Here is a 16718-nt window from a genome sequence, read left to right as displayed (position 1 = left end):
CCGGTGACCCGTCCCTGTCGCTACGCGTACCCCGCATTGTCGTGACCAGGACGGAGAAGGCAGGATGACCGCATGACGCACGCGATGCTGAAGGGGTCGAACGTCCCGCTGGACGCCGCCACGGTGCGGGCCGTGCTGCGCTGGACTCCCGGCCAGGGGGTGCCTGACGTGGACGCCTCGGCGCTGTTGCTGGGCTCCGACGGCCGTGTGCGCTCCGACGAGGACTTCGTCTTCTACAACCAGCCCCGGCACCCCACCGGGAAGGTGTGGCGGCTGGGCAAGAAGCGCGTCGCCGACGGGCTGACGGACACGATCCAGACAGACCTCGCCGGCCTGGAGCAGGGCGTCGGCCGCGTCCTGCTGGTGGCCTCGGCGGACGGCCTCCCCTTCGACCGGGTGCCGGGGCTGGGCATCGTGCTGTACGACGCCGCCGTGGCCGACGGGGAGCCGCTGGCCCGGTTCGACATCAAGCCGGAGACCGGGGCAGAGACGGCGATGATCTGCGGTGAGCTGTACCGGCGCGGTGAGGCCTGGAAGTTCCGGGCGCTGGGCGAGGGCTACTCCAACGGCCTGAAGGGCCTCGCCACGGACTTCGGCATCTCGGTGGACGAGTCGGAGCCGGAGGAGCGGGCGGTGCCGGAGGCCGCGTCCCAGCCGCTGCCTGCGGAGCAGCCGACGTACGGGTACCCCCAGGGGGGCGGTCAGCCGTCCTACGGGTACCCGCAGCCCGTGCCTGTGCCCGCGGCGCTCGACCCGGATTTCAGGCTGCCTCCGCAGGGGCCCCAGTTCGTCGGACGGTAGGAGCCTTCGCCCGAGAGCCGGGGCGGCGCGTCGGGACCGCCCCTCCCCCCGTGGCGCCGGCCTCCGACGCGTCTATCTGTCGACCTTGGTCTTGTAGCCCCTCCCCCACTGCAGGCCCCAGCCGTACAGGCGGTCCAGTTCGCCCTGGAAGCCGTAGACGAACTTGACCTCGCGGCGGACGATCAGTTCGTCCTTGACGTTCTCGATCATCACCACCGCGCAGGAGCGGGCCTGGGGGTGGCGTTCGTCGAGGCCTATCTCGATGCGCGGGCCGTTGCTCGGGTAGAGCGTGACGATGGCGTGGGTGCGGTCGAAGGCGGGGGTCTGGTCGTAGATGTAGACGAACACCAGCAGCCGTTTGATGGCCTCCCGGTGGTCGAGGTTGACGTACATGGTCTCGCCCGAACCGGAGCCGAAGCGGTCGTCGCCGCTGAGCTTGATGTACGGCGGTGCGTTGACGTCGCCCAGGTAGCCGCCGAGCGGCTGGACGACTCCCTTCGTGCCGTCGGTCAGCTCGTACAGACAACCCAGGTCCAGGTCGACGTTGACCATGCTCTGCCCGTGGCCGAGCACCTCCGGCGGCCTCAGGGCCTTGAAGGGGTCCCGCAGCAGGCTGGTGCGCCGGGCCCCGAAGTCGGAGGTCCGCATTCGCCAGGTGAGGTTGACGCGCAGATGGCCGGTGGCCGCGTCCTGTTTGGTCAGCGACACCGCCTGGTGCCGCCTGGTGAGTTCGATGGCGTTGGTCGAGGCGTTGCCCGAGTCGAAGTCGGCGGCGCGCCCGCCCAGCAGCCCGTCGAGGAATCCCATGTCCCGCCCCCAGGTGATCGTTCACGAGTCGGGGCGGCCGGCCCGCGCCGGCCGCCCCGATCGAAGCGTTCCTCGAGCGAGAGGGTGTCACACCCCGTCACGCCCCGGATCTGTCCCGTAGGGGGATCCGGGTACGGACCGGGTCAGACCCCCGAGGAGACCTCGGCCTTCTCGCCGGTGCCCTCTCCCTCGGCCGCGAGGGCGCGGTTGCGCCGTACGGAGGACCAGAAGGACCAGGCGATCAGGACGACGCCGACGAGACCGGTGACGACCTCGTTGATCTCGTACTGGATGGTGACCATGAGGATCACGGCCAGGGCGCCGATGGCGTAGTGGGCGCCGTGCTCCAGGTAGACGTAGTCGTCGAGGGTGCCCTGGCGGACCAGGTAGACGGTGAGCGACCGGACGTACATGGCGCCGATGCCGAGGCCGAGGGCCATCAGGACGATGTCGTTGGTGATGGCGAAGGCGCCGATCACACCGTCGAAGGAGAAGGACGCGTCCAGGACCTCCAGGTAGAGGAACATGAAGAACGCGGCCTGGCCGGCCAGGACGACCGGCGAACGCTTCTTGCCGGTGCGGGCGGCCTCTTCCTCCTCCTCGTGCTCGCGCTCCTCCTCTTCCTCCAGCTTGTCCTCGAAGTAGCCGGACAGACCGCCGACGACCATGTAGGTGATCAGGCCGGCGATGCCGGCGATCAGTACCGTCTGCGCCTTGTCGACGTGGGCGCCGCCGTGCTGGTGGGCGTGGGTGGCGAAGGTGAAGGAGGTGATCAGCAGGACGATCAGGGCGATGCAGACCGACAGCATGTCGACCTTGCCGAGCTTGGCCAGGGGCCGCTCGATCCAGCGCAGCCACTGGATGTCCCGGTCCTCGAAGATGAAGTCGAGGAAGATCATCAGCAGGAACATGCCACCGAAGGCGGCGATGGCCGGGTGGGCGTCGGTGACCAGCTGCTGGTAGCGGTCCTTGTTGTTCAGCGCGAGGTCGACGGCCTCGATCGGACCCATCTTGGCGCTGATGGCGACGATGACGACGGGGAAGACCAGCCGCATGCCGAAGACCGCGATCAGGACGCCGACCGTGAGGAAGATCTTCTGCCAGAAGGCGTTCATCTTCTTCAGGATCCCGGCGTTCACGACCGCGTTGTCGAAGGACAGCGAGATCTCCAGGACGGCGAGGATCGCCACGATGCCGAAGGCGGTCCACCCCCCGTAGAACGCCGCCGCGACCAGACCGAGCGCGGTGACCGCGAACGACCAGCCGAACGTTTTCAGAAGCACTGGCTACCCAATCGTGTGTTGGGGGCACCTCCCAGACGAAGTCTGGGGGAGGGTCTCCCCCGCGCCGTACTCGGCTTTGCTAAATATTGACCACGAGTCTAGACGGGCACCCTACCGGCGGTACCGGTCAGGGCAACCCCCCGAGGAAAAGCCACAGTGCGCGGGCCCCTGTGGGGGCCGGCTAGGAGACGTTCACCCCGAAGTCGAGGGCGATGCCCCGCAGACCCGACGCGTACCCCTGTCCGACGGCCCGGAACTTCCATTCGCCCTGATACCGGTACAGCTCGCCGAAGATCATCGCGGTCTCGGTGGAGGCGTCCTCGCTCAGGTCGTAGCGGGCCAGCTCCTGGCCGTCGGCCTGGTTGACCACGCGGATGAAGGCGTTGGAGACCTGGCCGAAGGTCTGTCCGCGCTCGTCCGCCATGTGGATCGAGACCGGGAAGGTGATCTTCTCGCAGTGCTGCGGCACCTTGGCGAGATCCACCAGGATGGACTCGTCGTCGCCCTCGCCCTCACCGGTGAGGTTGTCGCCCGTGTGCTCGACCGAGCCTTCGGGGCTGGTGAGCTGGTTGTAGAACACGAAGTACTCGTCGCCCAGCACCCTGTTGGTGCCGCCGCACAGCAGCGCGCTGGCGTCCAGGTCGAAGGGGGCGCCGGTGGTCGACCTCGCGTCCCAGCCGAGCCCGATCATGACGTTGGTGAGGTTCGGTGCGGCCTTGGAGAGGGAGACGTTGCCTCCCTTGGCGAGCGTGACGCCCATGATGGTGGTCCTCCCCTTGTGGTGCCTCTTTGGTTGTCCTGCGCGTCCGGCGCCGCCCGTAAACGGTGCGGCGCCGGACAGTGAGGGCGTCGGAACCCTGCCGGGATCAGACGTTGACGCCGAAGTCCTGCGCGATGCCGCGCAGGCCGGAGGCGTAGCCCTGGCCGATGGCGCGGAACTTCCACTCCGCCCCGTGCCGGTACAGCTCGCCGAAGACCATGGCCGTCTCGGTGGAGGCGTCCTCGCTGAGGTCGTAGCGGGCGATCTCCTGCTGGTTGGCCTGGTTCACGACGCGGATGAAGGCGTTGCGGACCTGGCCGAAGGACTGCTGGCGGTTCTCGGCGTCGTAGATCGACACCGGGAACACGATCTTCCCGATGTCGGCCGGTACGCCGGCCAGGTCGACCTTGATCTGCTCGTCGTCGCCCTCGCCCTCACCGGTGATGTTGTCACCGGTGTGCTCGACCGAGCCGTCGGGGCTCTTGAGGTTGTTGAAGAAGACGAAGTGCTGGTCGCTCGCGACCTTGCCGGTGTCGTTGAGCAGCAGCGCGCTGGCGTCGAGGTCGAAGTCGGTGCCGGTCGTGGTGCGCACGTCCCAGCCCAGACCGACGATGACGGCGGTCAGGCCCGGGGCCTCCTTCGTCAGCGATACGTTGCCGCCCTTGCTGAGGCTGACTCCCACGGGTCCTCCATGTGGTGTCCAGGGGCGGGGAGCCCCGTCGTGCTTCGGATATGGGATCAACGTGCCGATCCTAGTGACGGGTTCCCGCCCTCCGCAGACCGTGGACCCGGCGCATCGCGGGTGTCGGTCCGCGGACCGGATCACAGGGTGTCGAGCGCCTTGACGTATTCGTTCAGGTCGCGGGCGTCCGGCAGGCCGTTGACCACGGTCCACCGCACGACACCCTCCTTGTCGATGACGAAGGTGCCCCGGACGGCGCAGCCCTTGTCCTCGTCGAGGACGCCGTACGCGCGCGAGACCTCGCCGTGCGGCCAGAAGTCGCTCAGCAGCGGGTACTCGAGGCCCTCCTGCTCGGCGAAGACGCGCAGGGTGTGGACGGAGTCGTTGGAGACGGCGAGCAGCTGGGTGTCGCGGTCGGCGAACTTCGGCAGGTTGTCGCGCAGCTCGCACAGCTCGCCGGTGCACACGCCGGTGAAGGCGAAGGGGTAGAAGAGCAGGACGACGTTCTTCTCGCCGTGGAAGTCCGAGAGCTTCACGGTCCGGCCGTGGTTGTCCTTGAGCTCGAAGTCGGGCGCCTTGTCGCCGACCTGGATCGCCATCGTCGTACATCCCTTCGGTGGGCTGTTCGGGTCAGAGCGCGGCAGGCGCTCGGTTCCACCCTACGCAGCGATCACCGGCGGACGGCGGACGGGCCGGGCGAAAACCGGCCCGTCCGGCAGGTGACGACGAAGGTCACTTCTTGGACTTGGCCGCCTTCGGCGTCGCGAGCCGCGAGCCGCTCCAGTCCTTGCCGACGCTGACGCTCTTCGAGGCCGTCAGGCCGGCCGTGGTGGCGGCGTCCTGGATGTCGCTCGGCTCCACGTACCCCGAACGGCCTGTCTTCGGCGTGAGGAGCAGGATCGCCCCGCCCTCCTCGATGTACGTGGTGGCATCCACCAGCGCATCCGTCAGGTCGCCGTCGTCGTCACGGAACCACAGCACAACGGCGTCGGCCACGTCGTCGAAGTCCTCATCCATCAGGTCGCCTTCGACGGCTTCCTCAATGGCCTCGCGGAGCTCCTGATCGACGTCGTCGTCGTAGCCGATCTCCTGGACCACCTGCCCGGGCTGGAACCCCAGCCTGGCGGCAGGGTTCGTCCGCTCCTCCGCGTGGTCCGCGGTCGCGCTCACGGGTTGCCTCCTGATCATGTCTTGGTGAATATCTGAGCCACGCGCGTGCGCGAAGCATTGGCCGTAGTCCACACGTGCGGGGCGGATCGCGCAAGTACCCGGCCGCCGGGACCGCCGAAACGGTGACGTTCCCGGCCGTGTCGCCGCAACCTCTGGCACCGTATCCCGAATCCCCGCACCCCACATCACACCGATGTGCCCGGTTTGCTCCGTTCGGAATCATCCGTAGCGGCGCCTCTCGAACAACTTTGCCAAGCTCGTCACATCCCGGGCGTATCGTTGCGTTCCGACCGGTCGTGTTCCCCGGTTACCCCACGGTAGAGATGACGGACGTCTTCCCGAGGTACACGATGGGGAACGGTGTAGGCACGAGTAGTAGGTACGAGAAACAGCGCCCTCCGACAGGTAAGGAACAGCGTGGCTTCCGGATCCGATCGCAATCCGATCATCATTGGCGGCCTTCCGAGTCAGGTTCCTGACTTCGATCCAGAAGAGACCCAGGAGTGGCTCGACTCCCTCGACGCCGCCGTCGACGAGCGCGGCCGCGAGCGGGCCCGCTATCTCATGCTGCGTCTGATCGAGCGGGCCCGCGAGAGGCGCGTGGCCGTGCCCGAGATGCGCAGCACGGACTACGTCAACACGATCCCGACCAAGAGCGAGCCGTTCTTCCCGGGCAACGAGGAGATCGAGCGCCGGATCCTGAACGCGACCCGCTGGAACGCGGCCGTGATGGTCTCGCGCGCCCAGCGCCCCGGCATCGGCGTCGGCGGCCACATCGCCACGTTCGCCTCCTCCGCCTCGCTGTACGACGTCGGCTTCAACCACTTCTTCCGCGGCAAGGACGAGGGCGACGGCGGCGACCAGGTCTTCTTCCAGGGCCACGCCTCCCCCGGCATCTACGCGCGCGCGTACCTGCTCGACCGGCTCACCGAGGACCAGCTGGACGGCTTCCGGCAGGAGAAGTCGAAGTACCCGAACGCCCTGTCCAGCTACCCGCACCCGCGCTCCATGCCGGACTTCTGGGAGTTCCCGACCGTTTCCATGGGCCTCGGCCCCCTCGGCGCGATCTACCAGGCGCGGATGAACCGCTACATGGAGGCGCGCGGCATCGCCGACACCTCCAGGTCGCACGTGTGGGCGTTCCTCGGCGACGGCGAGATGGACGAGGTGGAGTCGCTCGGCCAGCTGACCATCGCCGCCCGCGAGGGCCTGGACAACCTGACCTTCGTGGTCAACTGCAACCTCCAGCGGCTCGACGGCCCTGTGCGCGGCAACGGCAAGATCATCCAGGAGCTGGAGTCGGTCTTCCGGGGCGCCGGCTGGAACGTGATCAAGCTGATCTGGGACCGCTCCTGGGACCCGCTGCTCGCGCAGGACCGGGACGGCGTCCTCGTCAACAAGATGAACACGACCCCGGACGGGCAGTTCCAGACCTACGCCACCGAGTCCGGCGCGTACATCCGCGAGCACTTCTTCGGCGACGACCACCGGCTGCGCGCGATGGTCGAGAACATGACCGACGACCAGATCCTGCACCTCGGCCGCGGCGGCCACGACCACCGCAAGATCTACGCGGCGTTCCAGGCGGCCAAGGAGCACAAGGGCCAGCCGACGGTCATCCTGGCGAAGACGATCAAGGGCTGGACGCTGGGTCCGAACTTCGAGGGCCGCAACGCCACCCACCAGATGAAGAAGCTGACGGTCGACGACCTCAAGCGCTTCCGGGACCGCCTGCACCTGCCGATCTCCGACAAGGAGCTGGAGTCCGGCCTGCCGCCGTACTACCACCCGGGCCGGAACACCGAGGAGATCCAGTACATGCACGACCGGCGCAAGGGGCTGGGCGGTTACGTCCCCACCCGCGTCGTGCGCTCCGAGCCGCTGGCACTGCCGGACGACAAGGTGTACGCGAGTGTGAAGAAGGGTTCCGGGCAGCAGTCCATCGCGACGACGATGGCGTTCGTGCGACTGCTCAAGGACCTCATGCGGGACAAGGAGCTGGGCAAGCGGTTCGTGCTGATCGCGCCGGACGAGTACCGCACGTTCGGCATGGACTCCTTCTTCCCGAGCGCGAAGATCTACAACCCGCTCGGCCAGCAGTACGAGGCGGTCGACCGCGACCTGCTGCTCGCCTACAAGGAGTCGCCGACCGGCCAGATGCTGCACGACGGCATCTCCGAGGCGGGCTGCACGGCCTCGCTGATCGCGGCCGGATCGGCGTACGCCACGCACGGCGAGCCGCTGATCCCGGTCTACGTCTTCTACTCGATGTTCGGTTTCCAGCGCACCGGCGACCAGTTCTGGCAGATGGCCGACCAGCTGGCGCGCGGCTTCGTACTGGGTGCGACCGCCGGCCGCACGACCCTGACCGGTGAGGGTCTGCAGCACGCGGACGGCCACTCCCAGCTGCTCGCCTCGACCAACCCGGCGTGCGTGGCCTACGACCCGGCGTACGCCTACGAGATCGCGCACATCGTCCAGGACGGCCTGCGCCGCATGTACGGCAGCTCGGCCGAGCACCCGCACGGCGAGGACGTCTTCTACTACCTGACCGTCTACAACGAGCCCATCCAGCACCCGGCCGAGCCGGCGGACGTGGACGTGGAGGGCATCGTCAAGGGCGTGCACCGGATCGGCGAGGGCACGGCGGGTTCGATCCCGGCGCAGATCATGGCGTCGGGCGTGGCGGTCCCGTGGGCGCTCGAGGCGCAGCGGATGCTGGCCGAGGAGTGGGACGTCAGGGCGGACGTGTGGTCCGCGACCTCCTGGAACGAGCTGCGCCGCGAGGCCGTGGAGTGCGAGCGGCACAACCTGCTGCACCCGGAGGAGGAGCAGCGGGTCCCGTTCGTGACGCGCAAGCTCAGCGGGGCCGAGGGCCCGTTCGTCGCCGTGTCCGACTGGATGCGGTCGGTCCCGGACCAGATCGCGCGGTGGGTGCCGGGCACCTACCAGTCGCTGGGCGCGGACGGCTTCGGCTTCGCGGACACGCGGGGCGCGGCGCGCCGCTTCTTCCACATCGACGCCCAGTCGATCGTGGTCGCCGTGCTGACCGAGCTGGCGCGCGAGGGCAAGGTCGACCGGTCCCTGCTGAAGCAGGCCATCGACCGGTACCAGCTGCTGGACGTGTCCGCGGCGGACCCGGGGGCGGCGGGCGGCGACGCGTGAGGCCGCGCCGCTTCGTCCGGCCTTGACGGCTGAGGCGGGCTGAGGCGGTCCGGGACGTGCCGGGGCGGCGGAGTGCGATTCTCCGCCGCCCTTACGCTTTCTTTACGATGCCGCCATGGAACGACAATCGGCGCAGGCCGCGTGGGAACGCCGTACCGACCGGCCCCTGCTGGTGCTCGCGGTGGCGTTCGCCGTCGCGTACGCGGTGCCGATCGTGGACGGTTCCGCGGGGTACTCGCTGACGGCTCTGTGCACGGGCGTGGAGTGGACCGTGTGGGGGGCGTTCGCGGTGGACTACCTGGTACGCCTGACCCTCGCGCCCCGGCGTGCGGAGTTCGTCCGACGGCACTGGCCCGACCTGTGCGCCGTGGTGCTGCCGGTCCTGCAGCCGTTGCGGCTGCTGCGGCTGGTGTCGACGCTGCTGCTGGTGGGGCGACGGGCGCGGATGGCACCGCAGATCCGGCTGACGACGTACGTCGTGGGGTCGGTGGTCGGGCTGCTGATGTTCGGGTCGCTGGCGGTGCTGTCCGTGGAACGGGACTCGCCGAACGGGAACATCCGGACGCTGGGTGACGCGGTGTGGTGGTCGTTCACGACGATGACGACCGTGGGGTACGGCGATCACGCGCCGACGACCGGACTGGGGCGGATGATCGCGGTGGGGCTGATGCTGTCCGGCATCGCTCTGCTGGGTGTGGTGACCGCGAACATCGCCGCGTGGTTCATCGGCCGGTTCGAGAAGGACGACGCGGAGGAGCGGCGGCAGACGGAGGCGATCGCCTCCCTGGCGGAGGAGGTGCGGTTGCTGCGGGCGGAGGTGGCCCGGCTGACGGAGCGTGAGCGGCGGCCCTGAGCGGTGCCTGAGCGGTGCCCTGTGCTGCTGGGCGGGGGTGGGCTTCGCCTGCCCGCGTTCGCGGGGTGCCGCCGCGCCCACCCGTGCCGCCCCGGCACGACTGCCCGCAGTCACGCGGGGTCAGAGGATGCCGTTGCCCCAAGTGGCTGCCGTCGCCAGGGCGATGATGGCCAGCAGGGTGTCTATGGCGCCCAGGATCAGGGCGATCAGCGCCGGGACGTTGTGGTCGTTGGACCACTTGCGGCCCATGGACTGCCAGCCGCAGAACATCGCCACCGGACCGAGGACGATGCCCAGTGCGAAGAAGCCCGCCACCGCGCAGATCGTCCCGATGATCCCGAGCGTCGCGCGGTCCGGCCCGGTCCGTTGCCACGTCCGGCCACGTGACCGAGGGTACCCACGCGTTCCGTGCCCGAAGCCTGCCATCATCAACTCCCTGAGTTCTCCTGGACAGTTCGGCTTCGGTGTGCTGGTACCCCCGTTCCGCCGGGACAGACCTGCGCGCGCCGCCCCCCTCCAGCGGCGCGCACCGCGGCCCGGCCGTCCCCCCATGCCCTGCGGAGGACTTGACCCACTGTGACCTGCGGCGCGCGCCGGAGCGAGTGATCTTCGGCGGAGTCACCCTGATGGGCGAAATCCGCGGGATCCGCCCGCGAGGAGTGGCGGACCACCGGTCAGACGTGTCCCACGCCCGCGCCCGCTTCCGCGTTCGCACCCCGCTTGGTGAGCAGCGCGACGAGGACGGCGACCGCCGCCACGCCCGCCGCGACCAGGGAGGCGAGGCTCATGCCGGTGACGAAGGTGTGGTGGGCCACCTCGGTGATCTTCGCGGCGATCGGTGCCGGGGTGTCGTCGGTCACCGGTGCGACGCCCTGCTGGACGGCCTCGGCAGCCTGGTGCAACTGCTGCGGGGGCAGCTTCGGCAGACCCGCGCCGGCCCAGTTGTCCGCGAGGGTGCTGTCGACCTTGGAGGCCATGACCGCGCCGAGGACGGCCGTACCGAGGCTGCCGCCGATCTGCATCGCCGCCTGCTGGAGGCCGCCGGCCACACCGGACAGCTCCATCGGCGCGTTGCCGACGATGACCTCGGTGGCGCCGACCATGACGGGAGCGAGACCGAGGCCGAGCAGGGCGAACCAGACGGACATCACCCCGCTGCCGGTGCCCTCCTTCAACGTGGACATCCCGTACATGGCGATCGCGGTGGCCGCCATGCCGCCCGCCAGCGGGATCCGCGGGCCGAACCTGGTGATCATGGCGCCCGCCAGCGGGGAACCCACGATCATCATGCCGGTCAGCGGCAGCAGGTGCAGACCCGCGTCGATCGGGCTCATGCCGTGCACGTTCTGCAGGTAGAAGGTGACGAAGAACAGGCCGCCCATGAACGCGATGGCCATGAGGACCATCAGCACGACGCCCGCCGACAGGGGGACCGAGCGGAACAGCGCCAGCGGGATCAGCGGCTCCTTCACCCGCGTCTCCCAGTAGGAGAACAGGGCGAAGCCGACGACCGAGACGCCGATGAACAGCCAGGTCCGGCCGTCGCCCCAGCCCCACGTGGGGGCCTTGATCAGCGCCCAGACCAGGCAGAACATCGCGCCGGAGAGCAGCGCGATGCCGAGCAGGTCGAAGGAGCGGGGGGCGTTCTCGGCACGGTGGTCGAGCAGGATCAGCGCGCCCAGCAGCAGGGCGAGCGCGCCGACGGGCACGTTGACGAAGAACACCGACTGCCAGTTGACGTGCTCGACGAGGACTCCGCCGAGGATCGGGCCGCCCGCGGTGGAGGCGCCGATCACCATGCCCCAGATGCCGATCGCCATGTTGAGCTTCTCGGCCGGGAACGTGGCCCGCAGCAGGCCGAGCGCGGCCGGCATCAGCAGTGCGCCGAACAGGCCCTGGAAGACGCGGAACGTGACGACCGCGCCGATGCTGTGGGACAGGCCGATGGCTCCCGAGGCGGCGGCGAAGCCGGTGACGCCGATGAGGAAGGTCTGCCGGTGCCCGAACCGGTCGCCGAGCTTGCCGGCGGTGATCAGGGAGACCGCCAGGGCCAGGAAGTAGGCGTTGGTGATCCACTGCAGCTGGGCCCAGCTGGCGTGCAGGTCCTTGCCGATCGCGGGGTTGGCGATGGCCACGATGGTGCCGTCGAGGGCCACCATCATGACCCCTACGGCGACGGTGAGCAGCGTGAGCCACGGATGGCCGCGCAGGCCCGCCGGGACCGGGCCCGGCGTGGCGTCCGGCGCCTGGTCTCCCGGCCCCGTGGTGTCGATGGTGGTCTGACTAGTCATACGTTCGAGGCTAATGACAGCCACTGACAGTTGACAAACGGATTCACTCGTCGGTAACTGACACGACACCGGCGCATAGGCTGGAACGCCGGAACACCGCACGGGAGAGGTCATGGAGACGCTGCGCGAGCGCAAGAAGCGGCGTACCCGGCAGGCGCTGCTGCGGGCCGCTCTCGAACTGTTCACCACCCAGGGGTACGAGCACACGACCGTCGACGAGATCGCCGAGGCCGTCGACGTCTCGCAGCGCACCTTCTTCCGCTATTTCGCGGGCAAGGAGGAGGCGGCCTTCGCGGTCCAGGAGATGACGGAGGCGCGCTTCGTGGCCGCCGTCCGGGCGCGCCCGCCGCACGAGGCGCCGATGGAGGCCCTGCGCCAGGCGGTGCTGGAGGGCTGGGACGCCATCCGCGAGACGGTCGAGTCGGCGGTACCCGTCGAGCTGTACCTGCGTATGTACCGGACGATCGGGTCGACGCCCTCGCTGCTCGCCGCGCATCTGCGCCGCTCGGCCGCCACCGAGGAGACGATCGCGCGGCTGCTGGCCGAGCGGGAGGGCGTGGACGTCGACGCCGATCCGCGGCCGCGGCTGGCCGTGGCGGTGTTCGGCGGGGTGATAAGGGTCACCGAGCGGCAGTGGAGCACGGGCGAGGACTTCAGTCTGGAGGCGATCCGCGCGCTCACCGCGTCCTACCTCGATCAGGTGGGCTCCGCACTGACCGGTAACTGGGGCGACGCCCGGGGGTGTTGACAAGTCGCCCCCGGGCAGGGCCGGCGGGACGTCCGGCGGACCGCCGGCACGGAGGCCGGCGCCGGCCGAAACGTGATACCGGTCACTCGGTTACCGCGAGACCCTCCCGTTCTCCTAGTGTGTCCTCCCAGTGACTTCCTTCGACTCCTCCCCGCAACTCAACGTCTGGCGCGCACTGCTGGCGCTGGCCGTGGTGTTCGTGATGCTCGCCACCACCGGCTGGACCGCCCTGCGCACCCACCGGGGAGCGACGGCGCTGCAGGCCTCGCTCACCAAGTGGGAGCACGGCCGCATCCACGGCCACCACCTGCCGGACCCCGCGGCCGACCCGGCGCGGCTCGGCCGCTTCTTCGCCTCGCTCACCGCCGACGACCGCGACCGGCTCGCCCACCGCTACCCGCTCGCGGTCGGCAACATGAACGGCGCCCCCGTCGCCCTGCGCTACCGGGCCAACCGCCTCGCGCTGGACCACGCGCGCAAGGCGGAGAAGAAGCGCACGCACGACAGCCGGCTCAGCGCGGCCGGACAGCAGGACGCCGGCCGCCGCATGCACCGCTACGAGGCTCTGCTGAGCGGCAAGCGGCAGATCCTGGCCTTCGACCCGGAGGGCTCGGGCCGCGTCGCCGAGGTCTTCGGCGACCTCGACCGCGCCCAGCGGGTGTCGGTCGTCGTCCCCGGCGTCGACACCGACCTGCTCACCTTCCAGCGCACGGACCGCAAGTACACCGCCCCGGTCGGCATGGCCAAGGCCCTGTACGCGCAGGAGCGCATGACGAGCCCCGCGACCCGCACCGCCGTGATCGCCTGGGCCGACTACACCTCACCCGACGGGCTCGGCGTGGACGCGGCCACCGGCCTGCGCGCCGCGGAGGGCGCCGTCCGGCTGAACGGCCTGCTGCGGGCCCTGCCCGGCAGCTCGCGCGTGGCGATGGTCTGCCACAGCTACGGATCCGTGGTGTGCGGCGTCGCCGCGCACGACATGCCGCGCCGGGTGACCGACATAGCCGTGGCCGCGAGCCCCGGCATGCGCGTCACCCGGGCCGGCGGCCTGGGCACCTCGGCCCGGGTGTGGGCCATGCGGGACGCCACCGACTGGATCCAGGACGTGCCGTACCTGGAGCTGGGCGGCCTCGGGCACGGTGCCGACCCGGTGTCCTCCGCCTTCGGCGCGCGGGTGCTCTCCGCACGGGACGCGCGGGGGCACGCGGGCTACTTCCAGCCGGACACGGACAGCCTGCGCAACCTCGCCGCGGTCGGGTCCGGCGCCTACGAGACGGTGACCTGCGCACGGGAGAACGACGCGTGCCAGGTGGGCCTGCCAGGCACCACACCGGCCCAACGCGCGTAGAAACAGCAGGAAGTGCGGTCCGCGCGGGTGGCGACGCAGGAGCACGTGCCGCATACGATGAGCCGCATGGGTGACGTACTGGCGGGGTTTCATGCCGTCTGGGGGTTCGAGTCCGGCTCCGTGCTCATCCGTTACGAACGGGGGATTCGAACACCCAGGCTTTTCCAGGCACTTGGGGAACGACGGGTTCCGCTGTCCGCGGTCGAGGACGTGACGCTCACGCGGGGCCGGCGCGGCACCGTCGTGCTGCGCCTCGTGCCCCGGGCCGGCGCGGACCCGCTGCTGGAGGCGGCGGCGGGTCAGCTCAAGGAGGGCTCCGACCCGTACCGGCTCGTGCTGCCCGCCGAGCGGGAGACGCTCGCCGAGTACTACGCCGACGAGCTGAAGGGGCTGCTGACCGAGACCGGTCCGGCCGACCGGCACCTGATCGCTGCGCCCGAGGCACCCCTGCAGTTCAAGGCCGCCGACGGCAAGGCCTCCTTCGACGGCAGGGCCGTGCAGTTCCGCTGGTCCTGGACCGGGGCGTCCTCGGCGAAGTGGAAGGCCGGCGACCAGAGCTTCCCGGTCACCGAACTCGCCGGTGTGGAGTGGCGCTCGCCGGAGGTCTTCGAGGGGCATCTGCGGCTGCTTCCGCGCGCGCCCCGTCCGGACCGGCCGGCGCAGCCCGACCAGGACCCGGCCTCGGTGATCTTCGGGCTCGGGTACGGACCGGTGCACGAGTCGCTGCCCTTCGCGGCGGCCGTGCTCGCGGCGGTACGGACACGGCCCGCGCCCGCGGTGCCGGTGCCGGCGCGCCGTGACCCCGCCGACATCGCCGAGCGGATCCGGCACCTCGGGGAGCTGCACCAGGCGGGGCTGGTCACCGACGAGGAGTTCTCCTCCAAGAAGGCGGAGCTGCTCGCGGAGCTCTGACGCCGGCGGGGGTCAGGGTGCCGTCGCCTCCGCCGAGTAGAAGCCGATCTTCCGGTCGAGGACGCCGAGGGTGTCGTGCAGTTCCGCGATCCTCGCCAGGACGTCCCGTCGGGTCGACTCCAGCAGCTCCCGCCGCTCCGCGTACGTGGTCTCGCCCTGCCGCACCAGCTCCGCGTACCGGACCATGTCCGCCACCGGCATGCCGGTCAGGCGCAGCTTGGTCACGAAGTTCAGCCAGTCCAGGTCGCGGTTGGTGTAGCGGCGCTGGCCGGTGTGCGAGCGGTCGACGTGCGGCATCAGGCCGATCCGCTCGTACCAGCGCAGGGTGTGCGCGGTCAGGCCGGTGAACGCGACGACCTCGCTGATCGTGTAACTGTCCTGGCCGTCGGGGCGCGGGTGCCGGGGCGGAGCGGCGCAGATGTCGGCGGGAGTGGTCCGTGCGGTGTCCGCCGGCGCGGACTGCATCACCGTCATGCCCCCACGCTATGGCCTTCGAGTGCACTCCAGGCAAGCGGGGCCGGCCGGGAAAACGACACGACGCAGTCCGGTGCGGGTGACTAGCGTGCGGCCCATGAGTCTCGTACGGCGGGCCCGGCCCGAGGACGCAACCGAGGTACTGCGGCTGCGACAGGTCATGATCGATTCCATGTTCGAGCACGGGGGCGGCCCCACCGACTGGCACGCGGAGTCCCTGCCGACGCTCCGGGGGCGGCTCGCCGAGGAGGACGGGGACTTCGCGGCCTTCGTCGTCGACCACCCCGGCCGGCCCGGCGCGCTGGCCGCCCTGGCCGTCGGAACGCTCGAGTACCGGGTGGGACGGGCCGGCAACCCGCACGGGCGGGTCGGGCACGTCTTCAGCGTGGCGACCGACCCGGACGCCCGGCGCTGCGGGTACGCGCGGGTGTGCATGGAGGAGCTGCTGGAGTGGTTCCGGACCCGCGGGGCCCGGCAGGTCGACCTCAACGCGTCCGCCGCGGCCGAGCCGCTGTACGCCTCGCTGGGGTTCGTGCGCAAGCCCGACCCCTCGATGCGGCTGGAGCTGTGAGCGGCATAGGCTCACCGGCATGTCGTTGCAGAGCCTGGCGCTGATCGAGAACTGGCCCGTGACCACCGCCGCGGCGGGCGTCGTGCGAGCCGACGGGACCGTCCTCGGGACGCACGGGCCCGCCGGACACCGCTTCCCGCTCGCCTCGGTCACCAAGCCGCTGGCGGCATACGCGGCGCTCGTCGCGTACGAGGAGGGCGCGATCGAGCTGGACGAGCCGGCCGGACCTCCCGGGTCCACGGTGCGCCACCTGCTCGCGCACACCTCCGGCCTGGCCTTCGACGAGCACCGGGCGACTGCCCCGCCCGGGGACCGGCGGCTGTACTCCAACGCCGGGTTCGAGCAGCTCGGGGACCACATCGCGAAGGCGACGGAGATCCCGTTCGCCGAGTACCTGCGGCAGGCCGTGCTGGACCCGCTGGGGATGACCGCGACGTCGCTGGACGGGTCGCCGGCCAAGGACGGCGTCTCGACCGTGACGGACCTGCTGCGGTTCGCGGCCGAGGTGCAGGCGCCGCGGCTGCTGGACCCGCGCACGGTCGCGCAGGCCATGACCGTGCAGTACCCGGGCACCAAGGGGGTGCTTCCGGGGTACGGGCACCAGAACCCGAACGACTGGGGCCTCGGTTTCGAGATCCGCGACGGCAAGTCGCCGCACTGGACCGGGGGTTCGTCCTCCCCGCGCACCTTCGGCCACTTCGGGCAGTCCGGTACGTTCCTGTGGATCGACCCCGCCGCCGGGCTGGCCGCGGTCGCGCTGACGGACCGGGCGTTCGGGCCCTGGGCGGTCGAGGCGTGGCCGGTCCTCACCGACGCGGTGCTGCGGGAGGCGCGCGGCGGGCGGTGACCGCCG

Annotated in this window: 17 protein-coding genes; 8 read left to right on the top strand and 9 right to left on the bottom strand. The window is 70.3% G+C overall.

Features of this window, described 5'->3' with window-relative positions; all coding sequences use genetic code 11:
• Positions 1 to 72: 72 nt before the first annotated feature.
• On the top strand, positions 73 to 801 hold the full coding sequence (locus IE177_RS07055) for a TerD family protein (protein ID WP_190013873.1): 729 nt from the start codon (positions 73 to 75) through the stop codon (positions 799 to 801).
• 72 nt (positions 802 to 873) lie between these two features.
• Here the strand turns inward: IE177_RS07055 and IE177_RS07050 are convergent, their stop codons facing one another.
• The 6 genes from IE177_RS07050 to IE177_RS07025 all read right to left on the bottom strand — a co-directional run bounded on the left by IE177_RS07050 (position 874) and on the right by IE177_RS07025 (position 5503).
• The gene (locus tag IE177_RS07050; RefSeq protein ID WP_190013872.1) at positions 874 to 1608 is read right to left on the bottom strand and encodes a TerD family protein; all 735 of its coding nucleotides are present in this window, start codon (positions 1606 to 1608) and stop codon (positions 874 to 876) included.
• A gap of 143 nt (positions 1609 to 1751) precedes the next feature.
• Positions 1752 to 2891, bottom strand: a complete 1140-nt coding sequence (locus tag IE177_RS07045; protein ID WP_190013871.1) for a DUF475 domain-containing protein — start codon at positions 2889 to 2891, stop codon at positions 1752 to 1754.
• Between the two features lie 181 nt (positions 2892 to 3072).
• Complete coding sequence (locus IE177_RS07040; protein ID WP_190013870.1) at positions 3073 to 3651, bottom strand: TerD family protein; 579 nt, start codon at positions 3649 to 3651, stop codon at positions 3073 to 3075.
• 106 nt (positions 3652 to 3757) lie between these two features.
• Positions 3758 to 4333 (bottom strand): TerD family protein, encoded by a 576-nt coding sequence (locus tag IE177_RS07035; RefSeq protein WP_190013869.1) that lies wholly within the window; start codon positions 4331 to 4333, stop codon positions 3758 to 3760.
• Positions 4334 to 4473: 140 nt separating this feature from the next.
• Positions 4474 to 4932: a peroxiredoxin gene (locus IE177_RS07030; RefSeq protein ID WP_190013868.1), complete on the bottom strand. Its 459-nt coding sequence runs from the start codon at positions 4930 to 4932 to the stop codon at positions 4474 to 4476.
• A gap of 133 nt (positions 4933 to 5065) precedes the next feature.
• Positions 5066 to 5503, bottom strand: a complete 438-nt coding sequence (locus tag IE177_RS07025) for a DUF3052 domain-containing protein (protein WP_190013867.1) — start codon at positions 5501 to 5503, stop codon at positions 5066 to 5068.
• Positions 5504 to 5920: 417 nt separating this feature from the next.
• Between IE177_RS07025 and aceE the strand changes: the two genes are divergently transcribed.
• Together aceE and IE177_RS07015 are read left to right on the top strand one after the other, a co-directional pair.
• Positions 5921 to 8668: a pyruvate dehydrogenase (acetyl-transferring), homodimeric type gene (aceE, locus tag IE177_RS07020; RefSeq protein WP_190013866.1), complete on the top strand. Its 2748-nt coding sequence runs from the start codon at positions 5921 to 5923 to the stop codon at positions 8666 to 8668.
• A gap of 115 nt (positions 8669 to 8783) precedes the next feature.
• Positions 8784 to 9521, top strand: a complete 738-nt coding sequence (locus tag IE177_RS07015; RefSeq protein ID WP_190013865.1) for a potassium channel family protein — start codon at positions 8784 to 8786, stop codon at positions 9519 to 9521.
• 120 nt (positions 9522 to 9641) lie between these two features.
• Here the strand turns inward: IE177_RS07015 and IE177_RS07010 are convergent, their stop codons facing one another.
• Positions 9642 to 9947, bottom strand: a complete 306-nt coding sequence (locus IE177_RS07010) for a small hydrophobic protein (RefSeq protein WP_190013864.1) — start codon at positions 9945 to 9947, stop codon at positions 9642 to 9644.
• 248 nt (positions 9948 to 10195) lie between these two features.
• Entirely contained in the window at positions 10196 to 11812 is a 1617-nt protein-coding gene (locus tag IE177_RS07005; protein WP_190013863.1) for an MFS transporter, read from the bottom strand.
• Positions 11813 to 11924: 112 nt separating this feature from the next.
• On the opposite strand from IE177_RS07005, the gene IE177_RS07000 reads away from it, so the two are divergent.
• From IE177_RS07000 to IE177_RS06990, 3 genes are all read left to right on the top strand, one after another.
• Positions 11925 to 12560, top strand: a complete 636-nt coding sequence (locus IE177_RS07000; protein ID WP_190013862.1) for a TetR family transcriptional regulator — start codon at positions 11925 to 11927, stop codon at positions 12558 to 12560.
• A gap of 130 nt (positions 12561 to 12690) precedes the next feature.
• Complete coding sequence (locus IE177_RS06995; protein WP_190013861.1) at positions 12691 to 13908, top strand: alpha/beta hydrolase; 1218 nt, start codon at positions 12691 to 12693, stop codon at positions 13906 to 13908.
• 66 nt (positions 13909 to 13974) lie between these two features.
• Complete coding sequence (locus tag IE177_RS06990; RefSeq protein WP_190013860.1) at positions 13975 to 14820, top strand: DUF4429 domain-containing protein; 846 nt, start codon at positions 13975 to 13977, stop codon at positions 14818 to 14820.
• Positions 14821 to 14832: 12 nt separating this feature from the next.
• Here the strand turns inward: IE177_RS06990 and IE177_RS06985 are convergent, their stop codons facing one another.
• The gene (locus IE177_RS06985) at positions 14833 to 15294 is read right to left on the bottom strand and encodes a MerR family transcriptional regulator (protein WP_190013859.1); all 462 of its coding nucleotides are present in this window, start codon (positions 15292 to 15294) and stop codon (positions 14833 to 14835) included.
• A 97-nt stretch (positions 15295 to 15391) separates the two neighbouring features.
• On the opposite strand from IE177_RS06985, the gene IE177_RS06980 reads away from it, so the two are divergent.
• On the top strand, positions 15392 to 15865 hold the full coding sequence (locus IE177_RS06980) for a GNAT family N-acetyltransferase (protein WP_229815917.1): 474 nt from the start codon (positions 15392 to 15394) through the stop codon (positions 15863 to 15865).
• Between the two features lie 19 nt (positions 15866 to 15884).
• Entirely contained in the window at positions 15885 to 16712 is an 828-nt protein-coding gene (locus IE177_RS06975; protein ID WP_190013857.1) for a serine hydrolase domain-containing protein, read from the top strand.
• Positions 16713 to 16718: the final 6 nt, after the last annotated feature.

It is taken from the genome of Streptomyces lucensis JCM 4490 (assembly GCF_014650035.1).
Lineage (GTDB): Bacteria > Actinomycetota > Actinomycetes > Streptomycetales > Streptomycetaceae > Streptomyces > Streptomyces lucensis.
This window is presented reverse-complemented; position numbering and strand designations above follow the sequence as displayed.

What these genes read in the sequence shown, in the direction of transcription:
- IE177_RS07055 (WP_190013873.1), top strand. Translation starts at nt 73, where the DNA reads ATGACGCACGCGATGCTGAAGGGGTCGAACGTCCCGCTGGACGCCGCC.
- IE177_RS07050 (WP_190013872.1), bottom strand. Translation starts at nt 1,608, where the DNA reads ATGGGATTCCTCGACGGGCTGCTGGGCGGGCGCGCCGCCGACTTCGAC.
- IE177_RS07040 (WP_190013870.1), bottom strand. Translation starts at nt 3,651, where the DNA reads ATGGGCGTCACGCTCGCCAAGGGAGGCAACGTCTCCCTCTCCAAGGCC.
- IE177_RS07030 (WP_190013868.1), bottom strand. Translation starts at nt 4,932, where the DNA reads ATGGCGATCCAGGTCGGCGACAAGGCGCCCGACTTCGAGCTCAAGGAC.
- IE177_RS07015 (WP_190013865.1), top strand. Translation starts at nt 8,784, where the DNA reads ATGGAACGACAATCGGCGCAGGCCGCGTGGGAACGCCGTACCGACCGG.
- IE177_RS07010 (WP_190013864.1), bottom strand. Translation starts at nt 9,947, where the DNA reads ATGGCAGGCTTCGGGCACGGAACGCGTGGGTACCCTCGGTCACGTGGC.
- IE177_RS07005 (WP_190013863.1), bottom strand. Translation starts at nt 11,812, where the DNA reads ATGACTAGTCAGACCACCATCGACACCACGGGGCCGGGAGACCAGGCG.
- IE177_RS07000 (WP_190013862.1), top strand. Translation starts at nt 11,925, where the DNA reads ATGGAGACGCTGCGCGAGCGCAAGAAGCGGCGTACCCGGCAGGCGCTG.
- IE177_RS06990 (WP_190013860.1), top strand. Translation starts at nt 13,975, where the DNA reads ATGGGTGACGTACTGGCGGGGTTTCATGCCGTCTGGGGGTTCGAGTCC.
- IE177_RS06985 (WP_190013859.1), bottom strand. Translation starts at nt 15,294, where the DNA reads ATGACGGTGATGCAGTCCGCGCCGGCGGACACCGCACGGACCACTCCC.
- IE177_RS06980 (WP_229815917.1), top strand. Translation starts at nt 15,392, where the DNA reads ATGAGTCTCGTACGGCGGGCCCGGCCCGAGGACGCAACCGAGGTACTG.
- IE177_RS06975 (WP_190013857.1), top strand. Translation starts at nt 15,885, where the DNA reads ATGTCGTTGCAGAGCCTGGCGCTGATCGAGAACTGGCCCGTGACCACC.